This window comes from Photobacterium halotolerans DSM 18316, from assembly GCF_000425165.1.
Classification (GTDB): Bacteria; Pseudomonadota; Gammaproteobacteria; order Enterobacterales; family Vibrionaceae; genus Photobacterium; species Photobacterium halotolerans.
Map to the genome: position 1 here is coordinate 71984 of NZ_KE384323.1, position 17355 is coordinate 89338.

Sequence of the window (17355 nt, forward strand, 5' to 3'; positions counted from 1 at the left end):
GCAACAGCAAAACATATCGGTGAATAGCGCAGTTTGGTAGCGCATCTGGTTTGGGACCAGAGGGTCGGGGGTTCGAATCCCTCTTCACCGACCACATTACAGAAGCCCGCTCATCGAGCAGGTTTTTTTATGCCTATTAGCTTTTAATCGCTATAGAGCGACAGGTTGGTCCCGTCGGGTCGGGTGCGGAAGCCCGCCGCGTTGAATCCCTCTTCACCGACCACATTACAGAAGCCCGCTCATCGAGCGGGTTTTTTTGTATGTGCATAATTTGGCTCTTGTGCCCAGTAACCCCCTCCTGGCCTCCCCCTTGAAAAGGGGGAGGGATAGGGGTTCGTGAAGCGTGCGCAGATTTAGAAATAGTGCCCAGTAACCTCCATCTAACCTCCTCCCTGAAAAGGACAGATCAGGCGATTCAGGGCCGATTGTCAGAAGTGGTTTTTGTGATACCGGATTGGCAGGAGGCAGGCCGTGCGCTGTTGATTTGCTGCACTGTGAATCCCTGCTTTTGCAGCAATGCCGGTAGCCCTTCCTCGCCCATCATGTGGTAAGCACCAACCACCACCAGGAAAGTCCCTTTCTGGTACTGAGGAGAGGTGGTGAGCTGTTTAGCCCAGTTGTAATTGCGCTGTATCAGCAACTGCTGTTCGGTTTCTTCAGACAGGGCGACTTGTTGGCTGAGCTCTGTCAGTACGGCATTATTGCCCTGCTGCCAGGCGGTGAGCAGGCAGGTCATTTCTTCTTCCAGCAGTGGCCATTCGTTGAGCGTCGTTTGCAGCAGGTTTAACCCGTGATCAGGCAGTGAAGACAGCAGGCGGAACTGAGCTTCTATTCCTTCCAGCTCGAAAATGGGCAGGCTCTCTTTTTGCGCCCGGTTAAACACCACCTGATCTATGCCTTTGTCCGGAGTGAGGCCAAACTTTAGTGACTGCGCCATCTGCAGATGCATGGCGGTGAGCCAGGGCGGGCTTTCGAGCAGGCTGAAAGCAGACAGTTTGAGCTGAGCGGCAAGATCTCTGAGTGTCCGGATATCAGAAGGCGGCAGCAGTTTACGGGTAAAGTGAGCCTCGTCGATGGCCGGCATACTGAATTGCTTGTGGATATTGGCTTCTAAAATCAGGCCATCCGCTTGGGGCCAGTAACGGTTAAAGGCGTCAGGCAGCGGGTAGAGTGCATCGCTGCCGACATGGATAGATCCCATCAGCACAAACTGTCGCTGGTTGTCTTTGGCGAGCCAGACCTGAGGTTCTGCGGAGGCACCTGAACTGAAGATTGTCAGCAGGATACCGGCTTTGGTGAGCAAGGATTTGAACATGCTTTTTCCATTGGCGGTAGGATGCCTACAGCCTATGGAATATGGTGTGGGCTGGCAAGAAAAAGCGGCTGCAGAAAGCAGCCGCTCAGAGGTGATTATTTGTTGGGATGGAGCCAGAACCACCAGACAATAAAGCCAATGGCCAGTGCAGCAAGTAAAGCCATCATCTCAGGCCTCCTTCTTCAATTGAGCGTTGTCCTGACTGCCAGGGCGGAAAAGTCTCAGTCTGTTGGCATTGCTGACCACAGTGATGGACGACAGCGCCATTGCCGCTCCGGCAATTACCGGGCTGAGCAGGCTGCCGGTGAAAGGGAACAGGATACCGGCGGCCAGCGGAATTCCCAATGTGTTATACACAAAGGCGCCGAACAGGTTTTGCTTCATGTTACGTAATGTCGCTGATGAGAGTTCCAGTGCATCGGCGACGCCGTGCAGAGAATGGCGCACCAGGGTTAATTGCGCGCTTTCAATGGCGACATCGCTGCCGCTGCCCATGGCAATACTGATTTCTGCCTTAGCCAGTGCAGGGGCGTCATTAATACCGTCGCCGACCATGGCCACGTGTTTTCCTGATTGTTGCAGTTTTGCCACCTGATCGGATTTTCCGTCGGGCAGGACCCCGGCAATGACGCGGTCAATCCCCGCCTGGCGGGCGATTGCTTTGGCTGTTCGTTCGGTGTCGCCGGTCAGCATGATCACCTCGATCCCTTTCGCCTGCAGTCTCTCTACCGCCGCTTTGGAATCTGATCGCAGCGGATCACTGATGCCTAACAGTGCGGCCAGTGCTCCGTCTACGGCAATGAAAATAGCCGTTGCACCGGCATCGGCCAGCGAGTGGGCATCGTTTTGATGGTCAGAAATGTCGATATTTTCTTTTTCCATCAGCGCACGGTTGCCCAGCAGAACACGCTGTCCGTTAACCTCGCCGCTGACGCCATAGCCGGCCTGAGCATTAAAGTCTCGGGCTGATTGCAGCGATAATCCTTTCTCTTCTGCTGCTGAGACGATAGCTTTTGCCAGCGGGTGCTCAGCGCCGCGTTCGAGGCTGGCCGCCAGGGTCAGCACTGCGTGTTCCGTGTGATCACCATAATAATGGCTGTGTGTGAGCACTGGCTTGCCTTCTGTCAGCGTACCGGTTTTGTCCAGCACCACTGTATCTATGTTGGCGGCCAGTTGCATCGCATCGGCATGACGGATCAGGATACCGTATTCCGCGGCACGACCAAGACCGACGGTGACAGACATGGGGGTCGCCAGTCCTAATGCACAGGGGCAGGCAATGATGAGTACCGTTGTTGCGGTGATCAGCATGTAAATCGAGACGGGATCCGGGCCGAAGTAATACCAGAGGGTGGCGGTAACAATGGCGATGATCATTACGGCCGGAACGAATATGGCCGAAATGGTATCCGCCATCTTCGCCAGCTCCGGCTTGCTGCTCTGTGCCTGACGAACCAGACCTATGATCCGGGCCAGCAGGGTTTGATTGCCGACCTGCACCGCTTTAAACAGCAGGCTGCCGCTTTGGTTGATGGTACCGGCATGGAGTTTGTCTCCCGGCTTCTTATGGGCCGGGACGGGTTCACCGGTCAGCATGGATTCGTCAAGATAGCTCTCACCTTGCTCAATCACACCATCAACCGGCACTTTGGCACCCGGACGCAAACGCAGCACCATACCTGGCTGAACTTCAGCCAGCGGGACTTCACGCTCGCCTTGCTGGTCGACCCGAATGGCGGTCTGCGGCTGCAGGTCGATCAGTTTTTCCAGCGCCCGCGAAGTGCGTCCGCGCGCTTTGGCTTCAAGTGCATGGCCCAGGGTGATCAGCCCCAGAATCATGGCTGACGCTTCAAAATAGACATGCCTGGCTTGCGCCGGGAACCAGTCTGGTTTGAGCACCACAAACATGGAATAAAACCAGGCAGCACCTGTCCCCAGTGCGACCAGGGTATCCATACTGGCTCTGTGATGTAAAAAGGCTTTCCAGGCATCGCGGAAAAAGTGGCCGCCACAGTAAATGAGCAGCGCCAGTGTCAGCACACCTATGATGCCCCAGGCCCACTGGCTGGTGGCCGACTCTATCATCATACTGCCACCGAATACGCCCCAGGCCATGAGGGGGACACCCAGGGCTAATGCCAGTCCGGCATTGAACAGATGTTGTTTGTAGGTCGCTGTGTTCTGGGCTTGCTGGCGCTCGCGCCTTGTCACTTCATCTTCACTGAGCTCTGCGCCATACCCGGCATCAGACACCGCTTGGATTACCGACTCCGGATTGATATCCCCCTGAACCAGCGCTGTCCGTTCGGCCAGGTTGACACTGACAGCCGTGACTGCCGCCACGCCCTGAATGGCTTTTTCAACTGAGGACACACAACTGGCGCAGGTCATGCCTGAAAGCAAAAAGTAGTGGCTGTTATCGGATGAAGGTGGTGCGTCAGAGCCTGCCTGTGGTGAAAGCTCGGACTGTCCTTTGTTTGCCTGAACTTGATCTGCCTGCTCTTGAGCTGTCGGCTCTTGATCTGTCTGCTCGGGCGCGGCTGCGTCGGGTAAAACCGTATCAGCCGCATTCGTTTCAACCGCACTCGCTTCAGCCGGTACCTGATAGCCTGCAGATTCAATCAGGGCTACCAGCGCGGTTTCAGTCAGTGAGCCCGTGACCTTAGCCCGGGTTTTGCTGACTTCAAACTGACTGATTTCCGGCTCGGCTGTGAACACGGCCTCCAGCTTGCTGACACACTTGCCACACGACAGTCCCGACAGCGGCAAGTCATGATGGTAACCCGCTTGGTAGCCAAGGCTTTCGATGGTAGTGATTACGTCACTCAGATCGATATGCCCTGTGATGTGGGCTTGCCGGGTAGTAATGTCCAGAGATTCGATGCCATCGAGCTTGCTCAGCGCCTGTTTAATTTTTCCGACGCACTTCATGCAGCGAACCTTGCTGAGTGGCAGCCTGATATCCATGTTGGCAGCGGAATGGCTGGCTGGGGCGTGATTTGAATGATCCATGGGCTTCCTCTACACCACAGTTATGAGATATGCTCACTTTAAAGCTTCCAGTTAATGGAAGGTCAAGCGGTATTTCAGCGAGGCAATAATGAATATCAGCGAAGTGGCAAAACAGACGGGCCTGACCAACAAAACCATACGATTTTATGAAAGCAAGGGCATGATCAGCGAGCCGCAACGGGGCGAGAATGGCTATCGCCGTTACAGCCAGAAGCAGGTGAACGAGCTGTTGATGATCAAACGATCGCGTCTGGTCGGATTCAGTCTGGATGAAAGTCGTGAGCTGCTGGCCTTGTCGCGGGATCCGGACAGAAAAAGTGCTGACGTAAAAGAAAAAGCCGAGCACAAACTGGCTGAGATTGATCATCAGATCCAGGAATTACTGGCTATGAAACAAAGTCTTCAGAGCCTGATCAGCCAGTGTCCGGGGAACAACCAGCCGGGTTGCCCGATCATTGATGCCCTGACCAAGGGGGAAGCTGAGGCAGGATAACCGCCTGACCGCAGGCAAAGTGGGATTGCCTGCGGCGCCGGTGAGATCAGTACAGCAGAGAATAAAGCTGACGACGATACTGGCTGGCAAGGGCATTGCCCTGACCGAGTGAGGCCAGAATATCCATCATGGTTTTCTTGGCATTACCGTCGGCAAAGTTCAGATCGTTACGCAGCAGATTCAGCAGGATATCCAGAGATTCCTGATGACGGTTGACCTGACTGTACTGCACCGCAAGATCGTAAGCGAGCAGTCCGTTGTCCGGATCGGTGGCCAGTTTTTCTTCTAACTGACGGATCTCCGGAGAATCGCTGGCCTGGCGGTGGAGCTCCAGCTTGGCCACCAGCCCTTTGTAATAACCGTCCTGATCCTGCATCGGAATCTGTCCCAGCAGGGTTTCCGCTTCGTCAAACTGCGCGGTTTCCAGCAGGCATTCGGCGGTGGCAAGCAACACCTGGCTGTTACCCGGCAGGCTGGCTGCCAGTTCGCGCAAAATGGGCAGTGCTTCGTTGAAGGCTTGCTGGCTGACTAACTGAATGGCCTGTTCCAGCTGCATTTCTTCCTGGCTGGGTAAATGCTTACTCAGCATCTGACGCAGGCTGTCTTCGGTTTGCGGACCTGCCGCACCGTCAACCGGCTGACCATTGCTGAAAATGGCGACGGTCGGAAGACTGCGCACACCAAACTGGGCTGCCACCATCTGCTGTTCTTCGCAATTGAGCGTTGCCACCACAAACTGGCCAGCGTACCGGGCCGCCAGACGCTCAAGCAGGGTGTTGACTTCTGCTGTTTCTGGCATCGATGGAGCCCAGAAGCTGATCACGACCAGCTGTTGCATTGACTGCTCTATCACCTGATGCAGATTGGTTTCATTCAGTTCAATTGCTAATTTGTCATTCATACCGGGCGTTTCCGTGATCGTTTAAGAGTGATGTTCAAGATGTTGGGCTGATTGGCTGGAAAATCAAGGGAAAAGACAGAAAAACGCGGCTGGTAACAGGTCTCAGAGAAAAAAACGGAGAGCAGGGCTCTCCGTTACAGATGGAAGGTCAGAAGCAGAGCAATAGCGACACAAAGACAGAGCGCATTTATCTGGCGTAATGTCATGCCGATCTCTCCGAAAAATGTAGCACGTTTGTTTAGGGGGATCGCTGGTTTACCCCTTCACAGGTAAGGACCAACTTACCCTGAAGCCTAGAATGCGCAGATGACACAATCATGACAGCTGGCTAAAAAAAGCGCATTTTTTCGCTGAGTTTCTGACTCTCGGATCAAGATCAAAGTTTGTTCGTTGTGAGTGCCGGTTAATCGCTTTTTCCCAGCAGATGATCGAGCCAGCGAACGGGCAGCACTCTGCGCAGAAAGCCAAAGATATAGGTCGGCTGGGTGACATAGTACCGGGCTGATGGCCGATCGCTGCTGATGATGTGCATCAGCGGCTTGAGTACAGCTTCCGGCGTCAGTGTGAATTTATTGGACGGGGAGGGCTTGCCCAGCCGGTCCAGAGTGTTCTGATAACTGTCTTTGTGCCGCGATGCCGTCATATCAATATGGGCTTCAAACTGACGCTTGGCATTGGCCCGGAACTGACTTTCAATCGGCCCTGGCTCTATCAGGCTGACTTTAATCGGGGTGTTCGCCAGCTCCAGCCTTAGTGTGTCGGTATAGCCTTCCAGCGCAAATTTACTGGCGTTATAGGCGCCGCGGTATTTCATGGCCACAAGACCGAGCACAGAGCTGTTTTGCACGATTTTGCCGCCTCCCTGAGCCAGCATCACAGGAATCACGGCTTTCGTGAGCGAGTGCCAGCCAAACAGGTTGGTTTCGAACTGCTCGCGAAGGGCATCGGTGGGGAGATCTTCAAGGGCGCCGGGCTGGCCGTAGGCGCCGTTGTTAAACAGCACATCGAGTTTGCCTTGAGTGATACTCAGCGCTTCTGCCAGTCCTTGTTCAATCGACTGGCTGTCGGCGAGATCGAGCCTTACGCAGTGAAGGCCTTCGTCGCGCAGGCGTGCGACATCGTCATCGTGCCGGCAACTGGCCACCACCTGATAGCCTGCCTGATGAAGAGATTTGGCACAGTGGTAACCGATACCGCTGCTGCAGCCGGTAATAAGAATGGCAGTGCTCATTGAAAGTCCTTAAATCCGGGCATTATCGCGCCCTGTAAAATCTGGTTACAAAAAAGGTGTGATAGTGTCCGACATGAATTCAGCGATCCAGGGCTGGGCATTGGCTCTGGGGTGCAGGCCATCATCCATCATCCAGCCGTCACGCAGAATGACCTGCTCCAAAAAGAAGGGCAGCAGAGGCAAAGCGTAGTCTTTGCTGAGTTTGGGATAGATAGCTTCAAACTGGCTGGTATAGCGCTTGCCGTAGTTGGGCGGGATGCGGATTTGCATCAACATCGGTTCACCGCCGCTATCCTTAATAAGGTCAATAATGGCTTTGAGGTTATTCTCTATGGTTACCGGTGGAAATCCGCGCAGACCATCATTCGCACCCAGCTCAATTATGACGTAATCTGGAGCATGCTGTTTCAGTAGCTTAGGCAGACGGGCCAGAGCGTTTCCAGTGGTGTCGCCAGAGATACTGGCATTAATGACGTCAATTTTCAGCCCGTTGCCGTTAAGCATGGGTTCCATCAGACGGGGCCAGCTTTGTTCGGCACGCATCTGATAGCCTGCACTCAGGCTGTCGCCAAGCACCATCAGGGTGGCGGCAACACTACTGAGTGGGGTCATAACAAGTAATAACAGTGCAAGGATCCGCATCATGTCTACATCCGTGATAAAAGCGCAATCAGTATCAAAACAGGTGACAACGGCCACCACGACTCTCACCATTCTGCAGGATGTTTCGCTTGAGGTCGAGCAGGGTGAAAGCATTGCTTTAGTTGGGGTTTCCGGAGCGGGTAAATCTACATTGATGACCTTGCTGGCCGGACTGGACGTACCCAGCAGCGGCGAAATTGAGTTACTGGGGCAGGTCTTGTCCCACATGGACGATGAGTCCCGTGCCGCGTTGCGCAGCCAGGCCGTCGGGTTTGTATTCCAGAGTTTTTTGCTGATCCCGTCGCTGACGGCGCTGGAGAATGTGACCTTACCGGCCATTATCAAAGGGGAAACCGGTGATAGCGAGCGGGCAGCAGAGTTGTTGCGTCAGGTCGGGCTGCAGGGGCGTGAAGCGCATCTTCCCTCTCAGTTATCGGGCGGTGAGCAGCAGCGTGTGGCACTGGCCAGGGCATTCATGACGGCCCCGCAGGTGCTGTTTGCAGATGAACCGACCGGCAATCTGGATCAGCAGACCGCCGCCACCATCATAGATTTACTGTTTGCGCTCAACCGGGATCACGGCACGACTCTGGTACTGGTAACGCATGACCCGCAACTGGCTGAACGTTGTGATCGGGTGGTACGTATTCATGGCGGACGGGTGGAGGCGGCATGACAGAGATGAGTGAAAGCCAGAGTCCGGTCAGGCCAAAAGGCCATTCCCTGCTGCTGAAATGGAGCTGGCGTGAACTGTGGCAAGGGCAGTTGTGGCCTGTTGCGGTGGCACTGACCTTGATCATTGCCTGTGTGTTTGCGCTGGCCTCGCTGGTGGTGCGGGTTGAGAAGATCATGGTTAACCAGGGGCGCAGCATGATAGCGGCTGATCTGGTATTGAGATCGGCCAATCCTGTGCCTGACAACCTTGTCAGGGAAGCGGAGCGTCTGGGGCTGACAGTCACAGCGCAAACGCGGTTCGGCACCATGGCGTTCAGCGATAATGCCATGCAGCTGGTGAGCGTGAAATCTGTCTCCAGCGATTTTCCATTACGGGGTGAGCTGGTGCTGCAGGGCACCAGCCGGACCCAGCAACAGGTCAATCCGGGCGAGTTATGGCTGTCTGAACGGTTATTCTCTCTGCTGAATGTGAAAAATGGCGATCAGGTGGCCATAGGGAATGCCGAGCTGACAGTGGCCGGCACCATAGTGCAGGAACCGGAACTGTCGTTTAACCCTTTCAGTCAGATGCCGGCCGTGCTGATGCATGAAGCCGATCTGGCCGCCACCGAGGCGATCCAGCCCGGCAGCCGGGTGCGCTACCGGGCTTATTTTAATGGCACTGAGACCCAGTTAAAGCAGCTCCGGGATCAAACGCAACTGACACCGGATCAGCGCTGGATCAGTGAAACCACTCAAGGCCGGACCGGCGAGATGATCGAGCGGGTGCAGCAGTACCTGTCGCTGACCCTGATCCTGGTGATCATGATGGCCACGGCCACTCTGGTGCTGACCTGTATGCACTACACCGCCAGCCGGACGGAAACCGTGGCCATGATGAAAAGTCTCGGTGCCGGTAAAGCCTTTCTGTGGCGATGGCTGGCGAGACAACTGGGTCTGTTGTTCGCCATTGCCGCCTCGGCGGGCCTGGCGCTGGGACTTTTCCTGGAGTGGCTGTTACGTCTGCCGCTCACCGATGTACTGCCGCAGCCGCTGCCCGAGATGGGGGCCATGCCCTGGCTGGTCAGTCTGCTGGTGGCGATCCTGGTGTCGGTACCGGGTATAGGTATTGCGCTGTGGCGCTTGCTGGATGCACCGGCTCTGGCAGTGATGCAGCGCCAGAGCTCGGACACCAGTTCTAAGAAACGTTACCTGCTGATTCTGTTCCCTGTCGTCGCGCTGTTACTCTGGGTCGGTGATAACCCCATGATGTGGCTGACGCTGGCAGGCTTGTTTGTGCTGCTGGTACTGCTGGCAGGGCTGGGCTTATTGCTGGTGGCCGGGCTGCGTCGTCGTCAGTGGGGACCGGCGATGACACTGGCACTGAGCCGTATCGGCCGCAGTCCGCTGGCAAGCGGTGCCCAGTTGGCTGCCCTGACCAGCTCGCTGATGCTGCTGGCGGTAATTTGGCTGCTGCGTACCGATTTGCTGGCGGACTGGCAGCAGACATTGCCGCCGGATGCCCCCAATGTGTTTGCGCTTAATATCAGCCCGGTTCAGCATCCGGCCTATCTCAATGTGCTGGATGAGAGCGGTTTAATGCGCTCCGACAGTTATCCTATAGTGCGCGGCCGGCTGGTCACCATAAACGGTAAGAATCCAAGGGCAGAAGAGGCTGAAAACGGCAGTGAGAATGATGATCGGCAGGAAGGGGATGAATCCCTGCGCCGTGAACTGAATTTTACCTGGCGAGATTCCATGCCAGTGCACAACACCTTAGTGGCAGGCGAATGGAGCAATACACCCGGCGGCGTGTCGGTGGAAACCGGGGTGGCAGAACGGCTGGGGATCAAACTGGGCGATACCCTGGGCTTTAACGTCAACAGCCAGATGTTCAGTGCCACAGTGACCAGTCTGCGGGAGGTGGAATGGCGCAATATGCGGCCTAATTTCTACTTCATTTTCACACCGGATGTCATGGCTGATCTGCCCGCCACCTGGCTGGTCAGTTTCAGAGTGGCCGCCGATCAGAGTGAGCTGGTGAACCGGCTCGGCAGAGACTATCCGACAGTCACCTTGCTGGACTTGAGAACCATGGCAACCCGGATTCAGGCCATCTTACAGCAGGTGTCACTGTCATTGTCTGTGCTGGCTTTTCTCGGGGTGTGCAGCGGCTTGTTACTGGTGCTGACTTTGTTACGCCTGAGCCTGTCACAGCGGCAGCAGGAAATTAAGCTCTACCGCACCCTAGGCGCCAGCCGAAGCCGGATCCGCGCCACCATCTGGAGTGAATATGGCCTGATGGCGGTACTGGCGGGAGTGATCGCCGTACTCGGGGCCGAAGCACTGGTGGCTGCTTTGATCAAATGGGGGTTTGAGCTGCCTGTCAGTTGGCATCCGGGGCTGTGGCTGGTACTGCCGCTGCTCTCAATCGTGCTGATCCTGCTGATAATCAGTACCATGATGAAGCAACTGCTGCGTCCTTTGGGCCGATAGCGCTGTTGTGCCGGGTTACTCTACACGGGTCACCCGGCTTTCCTGATCGCTCAGGGCACTTTTCAGCGCGCCTTCCAGTTCCGGGTAGCAGAAATGGAAGCCATGGGCTTCCAGCTTGGCCGGCAGGGCACGCTGGCTGTCGAGCAGCATCTGGGCCGATTCTCCCATACCTAGGCGCAGCAACCATTCCGGTGTGCTCATCACATGCGGCCGATGCAGCACTCTAGCCAGTGTCTGGCTGAACTCTTTATTGGTAACAGGTTTGGGGGCCGTGAGGTTATAGGGACCCTGGGCATCCGTCTGCTTGATCAGAAACAGTATGCCTTTCACCATATCCTGCAGGTGAATCCACGGGAAATACTGCTGTCCATTGCCAATCGGGCCACCCAGGCCCATTTTGTACAGCGGGACCAGTTTTGCCAGCGCCCCGCCGCCTTTGCCCAGGACTATACCGGTGCGCAGTATGCAGACGCGGGTTTTGTCTGACTGCGCCGCCAGTGCCCGCTCTTCCCAGGTACGGCAAACCGTATGAGCAAAATCGTCGCGCTTAACATCGAGCGACTCGTCAAAGCCGTTGTGCTGTTGATCGCCGTAGTAGCCCACAGCAGAGCCGCTGATGAAGGTATGGGGCGGATTATCACCGGCCTGTAATCTGCCCACCAGATCCTGGGTGAGCTGCCAGCGACTGCGGCAGATCTCTTCTTTCTGTTTCTCTGTCCAGCGCTTATCAGCAATCGGCTCGCCAGCCAGATTGATCACTACATCAAATTCATTCAGGTTATCCAGTGAATCCAGACTGGTGATGACTTTAATATGATGACCCAGACGCTGATAAGCGCGGTTGGGGTTACGGCTGAGAACAGTCACCTGATCATGATTCAGATGAGGAAGCAGCGCTTTGCCAATAAACCCGGTTCCACCGGTGATCAAAATATCCATGTTTCGTCCGCCTGTCTGACTGATAAGTTATCCTTGTTTTGTCTAAATTATAACCAACCGGCGGGCTGTACACTGTTTTTCCAGCGCTTTCGGTTTTGACGCCAGTCAAAAAACGAGGATCAGCGATCGACATGCCCCAGATCGCGAACGGGATCCAGAATATCCCTGACCCTTTGTTTAAGCTGTTTGGCATCAGGAAAACCGCCATCGGTTTTGCGTTCCCAGATGCGGACATTGTTACAGAAGACTTCAAACCGGCCGCCGGTGTCCGGGTGCAGGCTGACGGCGGCCAGATCTTCGCTGAAGGTATGCAACAGTTCCTGACACATCCAACTGGCCCGGAGCATCCAGTTACACTGGCGGCAGTAGTAAATATCAACCACGGCTTTGCCGGCCGTTTGCGGTGCATTGTCAGACATAATAATCCTCACATTCCGAATAACAGTTTGGCCCCGATCAGAAACGTCAGGGCTTCGAAACAACGTTTGATCAGCTTGTTGCTTTGTCTGATAGCCAGGTGCGCCCCGAGGTAGCCCCCCAGCAATGAACCGGCAATCAGAATCGGCAGCCAGGGCCAGAATATTTCCGCGCCTGCCGCGTACATGGCGACCGCGCCTGTACCGTTCCAGAACAAACCGACACTGATCATGGTTAACGCGACGGCTTGTTTATAGTCATAACCGAACCAGCGGATCAGAAATAAGGTCACAAACAGGCCGCTGCCTGCGGTCAGCGAGCCATTAATCACCCCGATCCCTGCCAGGCCCAGGCTGCCAGCGATCAGTCCTCTGGTATCCCGTCGGCGGGCACTTTCACTCTGGCCCAGGCTGGGTTGATACAGGGAGTATACGCCAAGACCAATGATGAGCATGCCAAGGGCAGCCTCGGCCAGTCGGCCCGGTACAAAGAGAATGGCATTGGCGCCCAGAATGACACCTAAGGTACCGGATGCAATGACATAGCCCGTCATTGACCAGTTCAGCTTACCGGAACGGATATGTTTGACGGCCGCGCCCAGCCCGAGTGCGACGCTGGCGATTTTATGGGTAGCCAGCGCGACGGAAAAGGGCAGGCCCAGAAAAATCAGCAGGGGAAACTGGATCAGCCCGGCACCGCCGCCGGACAGAGAAGCCAGTGTGTTGGCAAACAGGGAGCCAATAAAAAGTCCGAGCGAATTCAACCAATCCATGTATCTTGCTGCAATCCTTAATTATTCAGACTTCACAGCATACGGGTTATGAATAATCTGGCAATGAGAATAGGGGGCGAATAAAAAAATACCCCGGCGATGCCGGGGTATTTTTTCGTTCGGTTAAGTGAAGACTTAAGCGTTTTGCTCTTCAGCCTGCTTGGCCTGAATCGCGGTCAGTGCGATGGTGTAGACGATGTCGTCGACCAGCGCGCCACGAGACAGGTCGTTCACCGGCTTGCGCATGCCCTGAAGCATTGGACCGATGGACACCAGCTCGGCAGAACGTTGTACCGCTTTATAGGTGGTGTTACCTGTGTTCAGATCCGGGAACACGAACACGGTGGCTTTACCGGCAACCGGTGAATCCGGTGCCTTCGACTTCGCCACGTTTTCCATGATGGCGGCGTCGTACTGCAGCGGACCGTCGATGATCAGATCAGGACGTTTTTTCTGCGCGATACGGGTCGCTTCACGGACTTTATCAACGTCGGCACCCTGACCGGAATTACCGGTAGAGTAAGAGATCATCGCCACGCGCGGTTCAATACCGAAGGCTTTGGCAGAGTCCGCCGATTGAATGGCGATTTCAGCCAGTTGCTCAGCGTTCGGGTCCGGGTTGATGGCACAGTCACCATACACCAGCACCTGATCAGGCAGCAGCATGAAGAAGACAGAAGAGACCAGTGACGCACTTGGCGCTGTTTTGATCAGCTGCAGCGGCGGGCGAATGGTGTTGGCTGTGGTATGTACCGCACCCGAGACCAGACCGTCCACTTCGTCTTGTTCCAGCATCATGGTACCCAGTACAACGGTATCTTCCAGCTGTTCACGGGCAACCACTTCGGTCATGCCTTTGTTCTTACGCAGCTCAACCAGGCGGGCCACATACTGCTCGCGCACAGAGGCCGGATCGATAATGTCAACACCGGCACCCAGTACCACACCTTGCTGTTCAGCAACGCGTTTGATTTCCGCCGGGTTACCCAGCAGCACACATTCCGCAATACCGCGTTCTGCACAGATAGCAGCCGCTTTCACTGTACGTGGCTCGTCACCTTCAGGCAGCACGATACGCTTCGCCGCACGGCGGGCATATTCTGTCAGCTGGTAACGGAAAGCCGGCGGGCTCAGGCGGCGTTCACGGGCAGAACCTTCGCTCAGAGATTCGATCCACTGGCCGTCAATGTGGCTGGCCATGTATTCGTTGACCATCTCGACCCGCTCTTTATCGTCAGCCGGTACTTCCAGGCTGAAGCTCTGCAGGTTCAGAGAGGTCTGCCAGGTGTTACCTTTGGCAATCATCACAGGCAGGCCGGTTTCGAACGCACGCTTGCACAGTTTTTCAACGGTCGCAGGCAGTTCATAACCGCCGGTCAGTAGCAGCGCGCCGATTTCCACACCGTTCATAGCCGCCAGACAGGCAGCCACAACCACATCAGGACGGTCTGCTGAGGTGACCAGCAGTGAACCCGGACGGAAGTGCTCAACCATGTTAGGGATAGAGCGGGCACAGAAAGTGATGCTTTTAATGCGACGGCTGTCGATTTCACCCGGGTTGATAATGTCAGCATTGAGGTGCTTGGCGATGTCTGTTGCACGGGTCGCGATCAGCTCGGCATTGAAGGGCACACAGCCCAGCACACGAATCGGGCTGGAGTTGAACACTTGCATCACTTCAACGTGAGTCGGCATTACAGAGTCAGAACCGTCGAAAATCTCAGACAGATCCGGACGGGTACGACCTTCCGCATCCACAGGGGCATTGAGTTTGTTTACAATCACACCTGAGATGTGTTTGTTCTTAATGCCGCCAAAGTTAGAGCAGGCAATTTCAATGCGCTCTTTCAGTTGGGCCGGGTTATCTGTACCCGGTGCCACCACGAACACGATTTCCGCATCCAGTGTCTTGGCAATTTCGTAGTTGATCTGGTTCGCAAACGGGTGCTTGCGGGTGGGGACCAGACCTTCAATCAGGGCCACTTCAGCGCCTTCAGTAGCTTCTTTAAAGCGTGCAACGATATCTTCCAGCAGCACGTCGCTCTGGTCGCTGCGGATCAGCTCATCGGCTTCAGCCATGGACACCGGCTGGGCAATTTGCATGTCGCTGTTGGCACGGATAATAGACGTTGTCAGATCCGGCTGATCGCCGCCGTGACGAGGCTGGGCGATAGGTTTGAAAAAGGAAACACGGACGCCTTTGCGCTCCATAGCGCGAAGCACACCCAGGCTGACGCTGGTCAGGCCGACTCCGGCACCGACCGGAATGAGCATTATGGTACGTGACACAGTCAATTCCTCAAACTGTTAGCAAACGGTAGAAAGGGAGATCAGGCTGTCGGACAGCGGCTCCCGATTATTAGCATTCTTGATAGAAAAAGGCCGACTAGGTCGGCCAATAGGTGTTGCTTAGATGTTGGTCAGGCGTGCTGTATCTTCAGCAATCACCAGCTCTTCATTGGTAGAGATAACCATAGCCGGTACGCGGCTGTTGTCTGTGGTGATCACACCTTCGCCACCGAAACGGGCTTTCAGGTTCTTCTCGCTGTCGACTTCGATACCGAAGAACTTCAGGCGGTTCAGCACCATTTCACGGATTGGAGCAGAGTTCTCGCCAATGCCGCCGGTGAAAGTGATCGCATCCAGCTGACCGTCCAGCGTCGCTGTGTAGCTGGCCACGTATTTCGCCAGGCGGTGGCAGAATACGTCCATCGCACGGGTCGCTTCTTCTTTCTGACCATAGTTGTCTTCAACGAAACGGCAGTCAGAAGTGACTTCTGTCAGACCGGCCAGACCGGATTCTTTGGTCAGCATGGTGTTGATTTCGTCAACAGAGTAGCCCAGAGAGTCGTGCAGGTGAAAGATGATCGCAGGATCCAGATCGCCGCTACGGGTACCCATTACCAGACCTTCCAGCGGAGTCAGACCCATAGAAGTATCCACAGACTGGCCATTCTTGATAGCACATACAGAGGCACCGTTACCCAGATGGCAGTTGATGATGTTCAGCTCGCTTTCTGGTTTACCCATGCGGTTAGCCGCTTCACGGGTAATGAACAGGTGAGAAGTACCGTGGAAACCGTAACGACGGATGCCGTGGTCTTTGTACAGCTTGTATGGCAGCGCGTACAGGTAAGCTTCTTCTGGCATAGTCTGGTGGAATGCGGTATCGAATACGGCCACATTTTTCAGTGCCGGGAAGGCTTTCTGGGCGGCTTTGATACCTATGATGTTCGCTGGGTTGTGCAGCGGCGCCATAGTGGCACATTCTTCGATGGCGTTGATAATGTCATCATTGATCAGCGCTGACTGCGTAAATTTCTCGCCGCCGTGAACCACACGGTGGCCGATAGCTTTCAGATTGTCAGCCAATTCAGGTTTAGAGGCAAGGATAGTCTCTACCATGAAAGCCAGTGCTTCTTCGTGCGCAGCACCGTTACCCAGTTGTGCTTCATGTTTGGCACCATCAAGTTTCCACTTGATTCGCGCTTCAGGAAGGTGCAGACATTCTGCTAAACCTGACAGGTGCTCATCACCTGAAACAGTGTCGATAATGGCAAACTTGAAGGAAGAACTGCCGCAGTTAAGTACTAGAACCAGCTTAGACATGTGAGTGACTACCTATATAATCTTGTCTGAAAGTTGATATTCAATTGAATAAGCGTTAACCATAGAATAGTCGACCCAATGTAGGGTGAGACTAAACCAGGTAATTTTGCTTCTGTCCGTAGAAGTGAAATGCAAACCTGAGGAGTTAACTTATCCTTAATTTATTGCGATAACAGGGTTATCGGGCAACAATTACCTAAGGCGTGCATAGGATAGCCCTTGTTGGTCGATATAACAAAAAAATTTTTAAAAATTAATTCACGGTAGATTGATTGTTGTTTGTTTTGAAAATTTACAATATTTGTTGAGGCTGGTGCGATATGAATCAGACAAAAATCTGGAAGCAGGTCCAACACGGCCAGCATTACATGTCGGTATGGCCAATGCGCCAAGAGCTGGCTGCATTGTTTCCTGAACAACGCTATATCAAGGCCACCCGATTTGCGGTGCGGGTGATGCCCGCTGTGGCCGTGATGAGCGTTCTGAGCCAGATGGCTTTTCATAATTTCTCTGGTTTGCCACTGGCGATGGCAGTGGCCCTGTTTGCGCTCAGTATGCCGTTGCAGGGGTTGTTGTGGCTGGGCAAACGCAGCCGGACAGCCTTGCCGCCCTCACTGGCGAGCTGGTGCCGGGAAATACACGGCAAAATTTTAAGTGAAGGCTATTCCATGCAGCCGCTGAAAGAGCGGCCCCGCTATCTGGAGCTGGCACAGGTACTGGACAGAGCTTTTAAGCAGTTGGACAAGGCCTCGCTCGAACGCTGGTTTTAACGGGCATCTTGTCGACCTGAAGGGAAGGCGTTTTCAGACTAACCTGAGCTGGCTGACAGAGAAAAACAAAAAAACGGACAGGGTGCGATCTTGTCCGTTTTTTT

14 protein-coding genes and 1 tRNA gene are annotated in these 17355 nt (G+C 54.7%); 5 read left to right on the plus strand and 10 right to left on the minus strand.

The window, feature by feature from the left end; genetic code table 11:
* Positions 1-17: 17 nt before the first annotated feature.
* A tRNA-Pro gene (locus tag H511_RS0119505) sits at positions 18-94 on the plus strand.
* Positions 95-415: 321 nt separating this feature from the next.
* On the opposite strand, the gene H511_RS0119510 is transcribed toward H511_RS0119505, so the two are convergent.
* Positions 416-1315: a TraB/GumN family protein gene (locus tag H511_RS0119510; protein ID WP_027253832.1), complete on the minus strand. Its 900-nt coding sequence runs from the start codon at positions 1313-1315 to the stop codon at positions 416-418.
* A gap of 168 nt (positions 1316-1483) precedes the next feature.
* Positions 1484-4246: a copper-translocating P-type ATPase gene (locus tag H511_RS0119520; protein WP_027253833.1), complete on the minus strand. Its 2763-nt coding sequence runs from the start codon at positions 4244-4246 to the stop codon at positions 1484-1486.
* A 169-nt stretch (positions 4247-4415) separates the two neighbouring features.
* On the opposite strand from H511_RS0119520, the gene cueR reads away from it, so the two are divergent.
* Complete coding sequence (gene cueR, locus H511_RS0119525; RefSeq protein ID WP_027253834.1) at positions 4416-4820, plus strand: Cu(I)-responsive transcriptional regulator; 405 nt, start codon at positions 4416-4418, stop codon at positions 4818-4820.
* A gap of 46 nt (positions 4821-4866) precedes the next feature.
* Here cueR and H511_RS0119530 read toward each other — a convergent pair whose 3' ends face one another.
* From H511_RS0119530 to tesA, 3 genes are all read right to left on the minus strand, one after another.
* The gene (locus H511_RS0119530; RefSeq protein ID WP_027253835.1) at positions 4867-5721 is read right to left on the minus strand and encodes a co-chaperone YbbN; all 855 of its coding nucleotides are present in this window, start codon (positions 5719-5721) and stop codon (positions 4867-4869) included.
* 403 nt (positions 5722-6124) lie between these two features.
* The gene (locus H511_RS0119535; RefSeq protein ID WP_027253836.1) at positions 6125-6952 is read right to left on the minus strand and encodes an SDR family oxidoreductase; all 828 of its coding nucleotides are present in this window, start codon (positions 6950-6952) and stop codon (positions 6125-6127) included.
* Between the two features lie 45 nt (positions 6953-6997).
* The gene (gene tesA / locus H511_RS0119540) at positions 6998-7597 is read right to left on the minus strand and encodes a multifunctional acyl-CoA thioesterase I/protease I/lysophospholipase L1 (protein ID WP_027253837.1); all 600 of its coding nucleotides are present in this window, start codon (positions 7595-7597) and stop codon (positions 6998-7000) included.
* On the opposite strand from tesA, the gene H511_RS0119545 reads away from it, so the two are divergent.
* A complete protein-coding gene (locus H511_RS0119545) occupies positions 7596-8270 on the plus strand; it encodes an ABC transporter ATP-binding protein (RefSeq protein WP_027253838.1) in 675 nt (224 codons plus the stop codon). The two genes, tesA and H511_RS0119545, sit on opposite strands and share 2 nt — an antisense overlap.
* Complete coding sequence (locus H511_RS0119550; RefSeq protein WP_027253839.1) at positions 8267-10744, plus strand: ABC transporter permease; 2478 nt, start codon at positions 8267-8269, stop codon at positions 10742-10744. The genes H511_RS0119545 and H511_RS0119550 overlap by 4 nt, the downstream gene beginning before the upstream one ends.
* 15 nt (positions 10745-10759) lie before the next feature.
* Here H511_RS0119550 and H511_RS0119555 read toward each other — a convergent pair whose 3' ends face one another.
* The 5 genes from H511_RS0119555 to H511_RS0119575 all read right to left on the minus strand — a co-directional run bounded on the left by H511_RS0119555 (position 10760) and on the right by H511_RS0119575 (position 16481).
* Complete coding sequence (locus H511_RS0119555; protein ID WP_027253840.1) at positions 10760-11683, minus strand: TIGR01777 family oxidoreductase; 924 nt, start codon at positions 11681-11683, stop codon at positions 10760-10762.
* Between the two features lie 119 nt (positions 11684-11802).
* Positions 11803-12102, minus strand: a complete 300-nt coding sequence (locus H511_RS0119560; protein ID WP_027253841.1) for an Rdx family protein — start codon at positions 12100-12102, stop codon at positions 11803-11805.
* An 8-nt stretch (positions 12103-12110) separates the two neighbouring features.
* On the minus strand, positions 12111-12872 hold the full coding sequence (locus H511_RS0119565; protein WP_027253842.1) for a sulfite exporter TauE/SafE family protein: 762 nt from the start codon (positions 12870-12872) through the stop codon (positions 12111-12113).
* Between the two features lie 135 nt (positions 12873-13007).
* Positions 13008-15161: a phosphate acetyltransferase gene (pta, locus tag H511_RS0119570; RefSeq protein WP_027253843.1), complete on the minus strand. Its 2154-nt coding sequence runs from the start codon at positions 15159-15161 to the stop codon at positions 13008-13010.
* A gap of 120 nt (positions 15162-15281) precedes the next feature.
* Positions 15282-16481 carry an acetate kinase gene (locus tag H511_RS0119575; RefSeq protein WP_027253844.1) on the minus strand — a complete coding sequence of 400 codons (1200 nt, stop codon included), beginning with the start codon at positions 16479-16481 and terminating at the stop codon, positions 15282-15284.
* A 320-nt stretch (positions 16482-16801) separates the two neighbouring features.
* Between H511_RS0119575 and yfbV the strand changes: the two genes are divergently transcribed.
* Positions 16802-17251: a terminus macrodomain insulation protein YfbV gene (gene yfbV / locus H511_RS0119580; RefSeq protein WP_027253845.1), complete on the plus strand. Its 450-nt coding sequence runs from the start codon at positions 16802-16804 to the stop codon at positions 17249-17251.
* Positions 17252-17355: the final 104 nt, after the last annotated feature.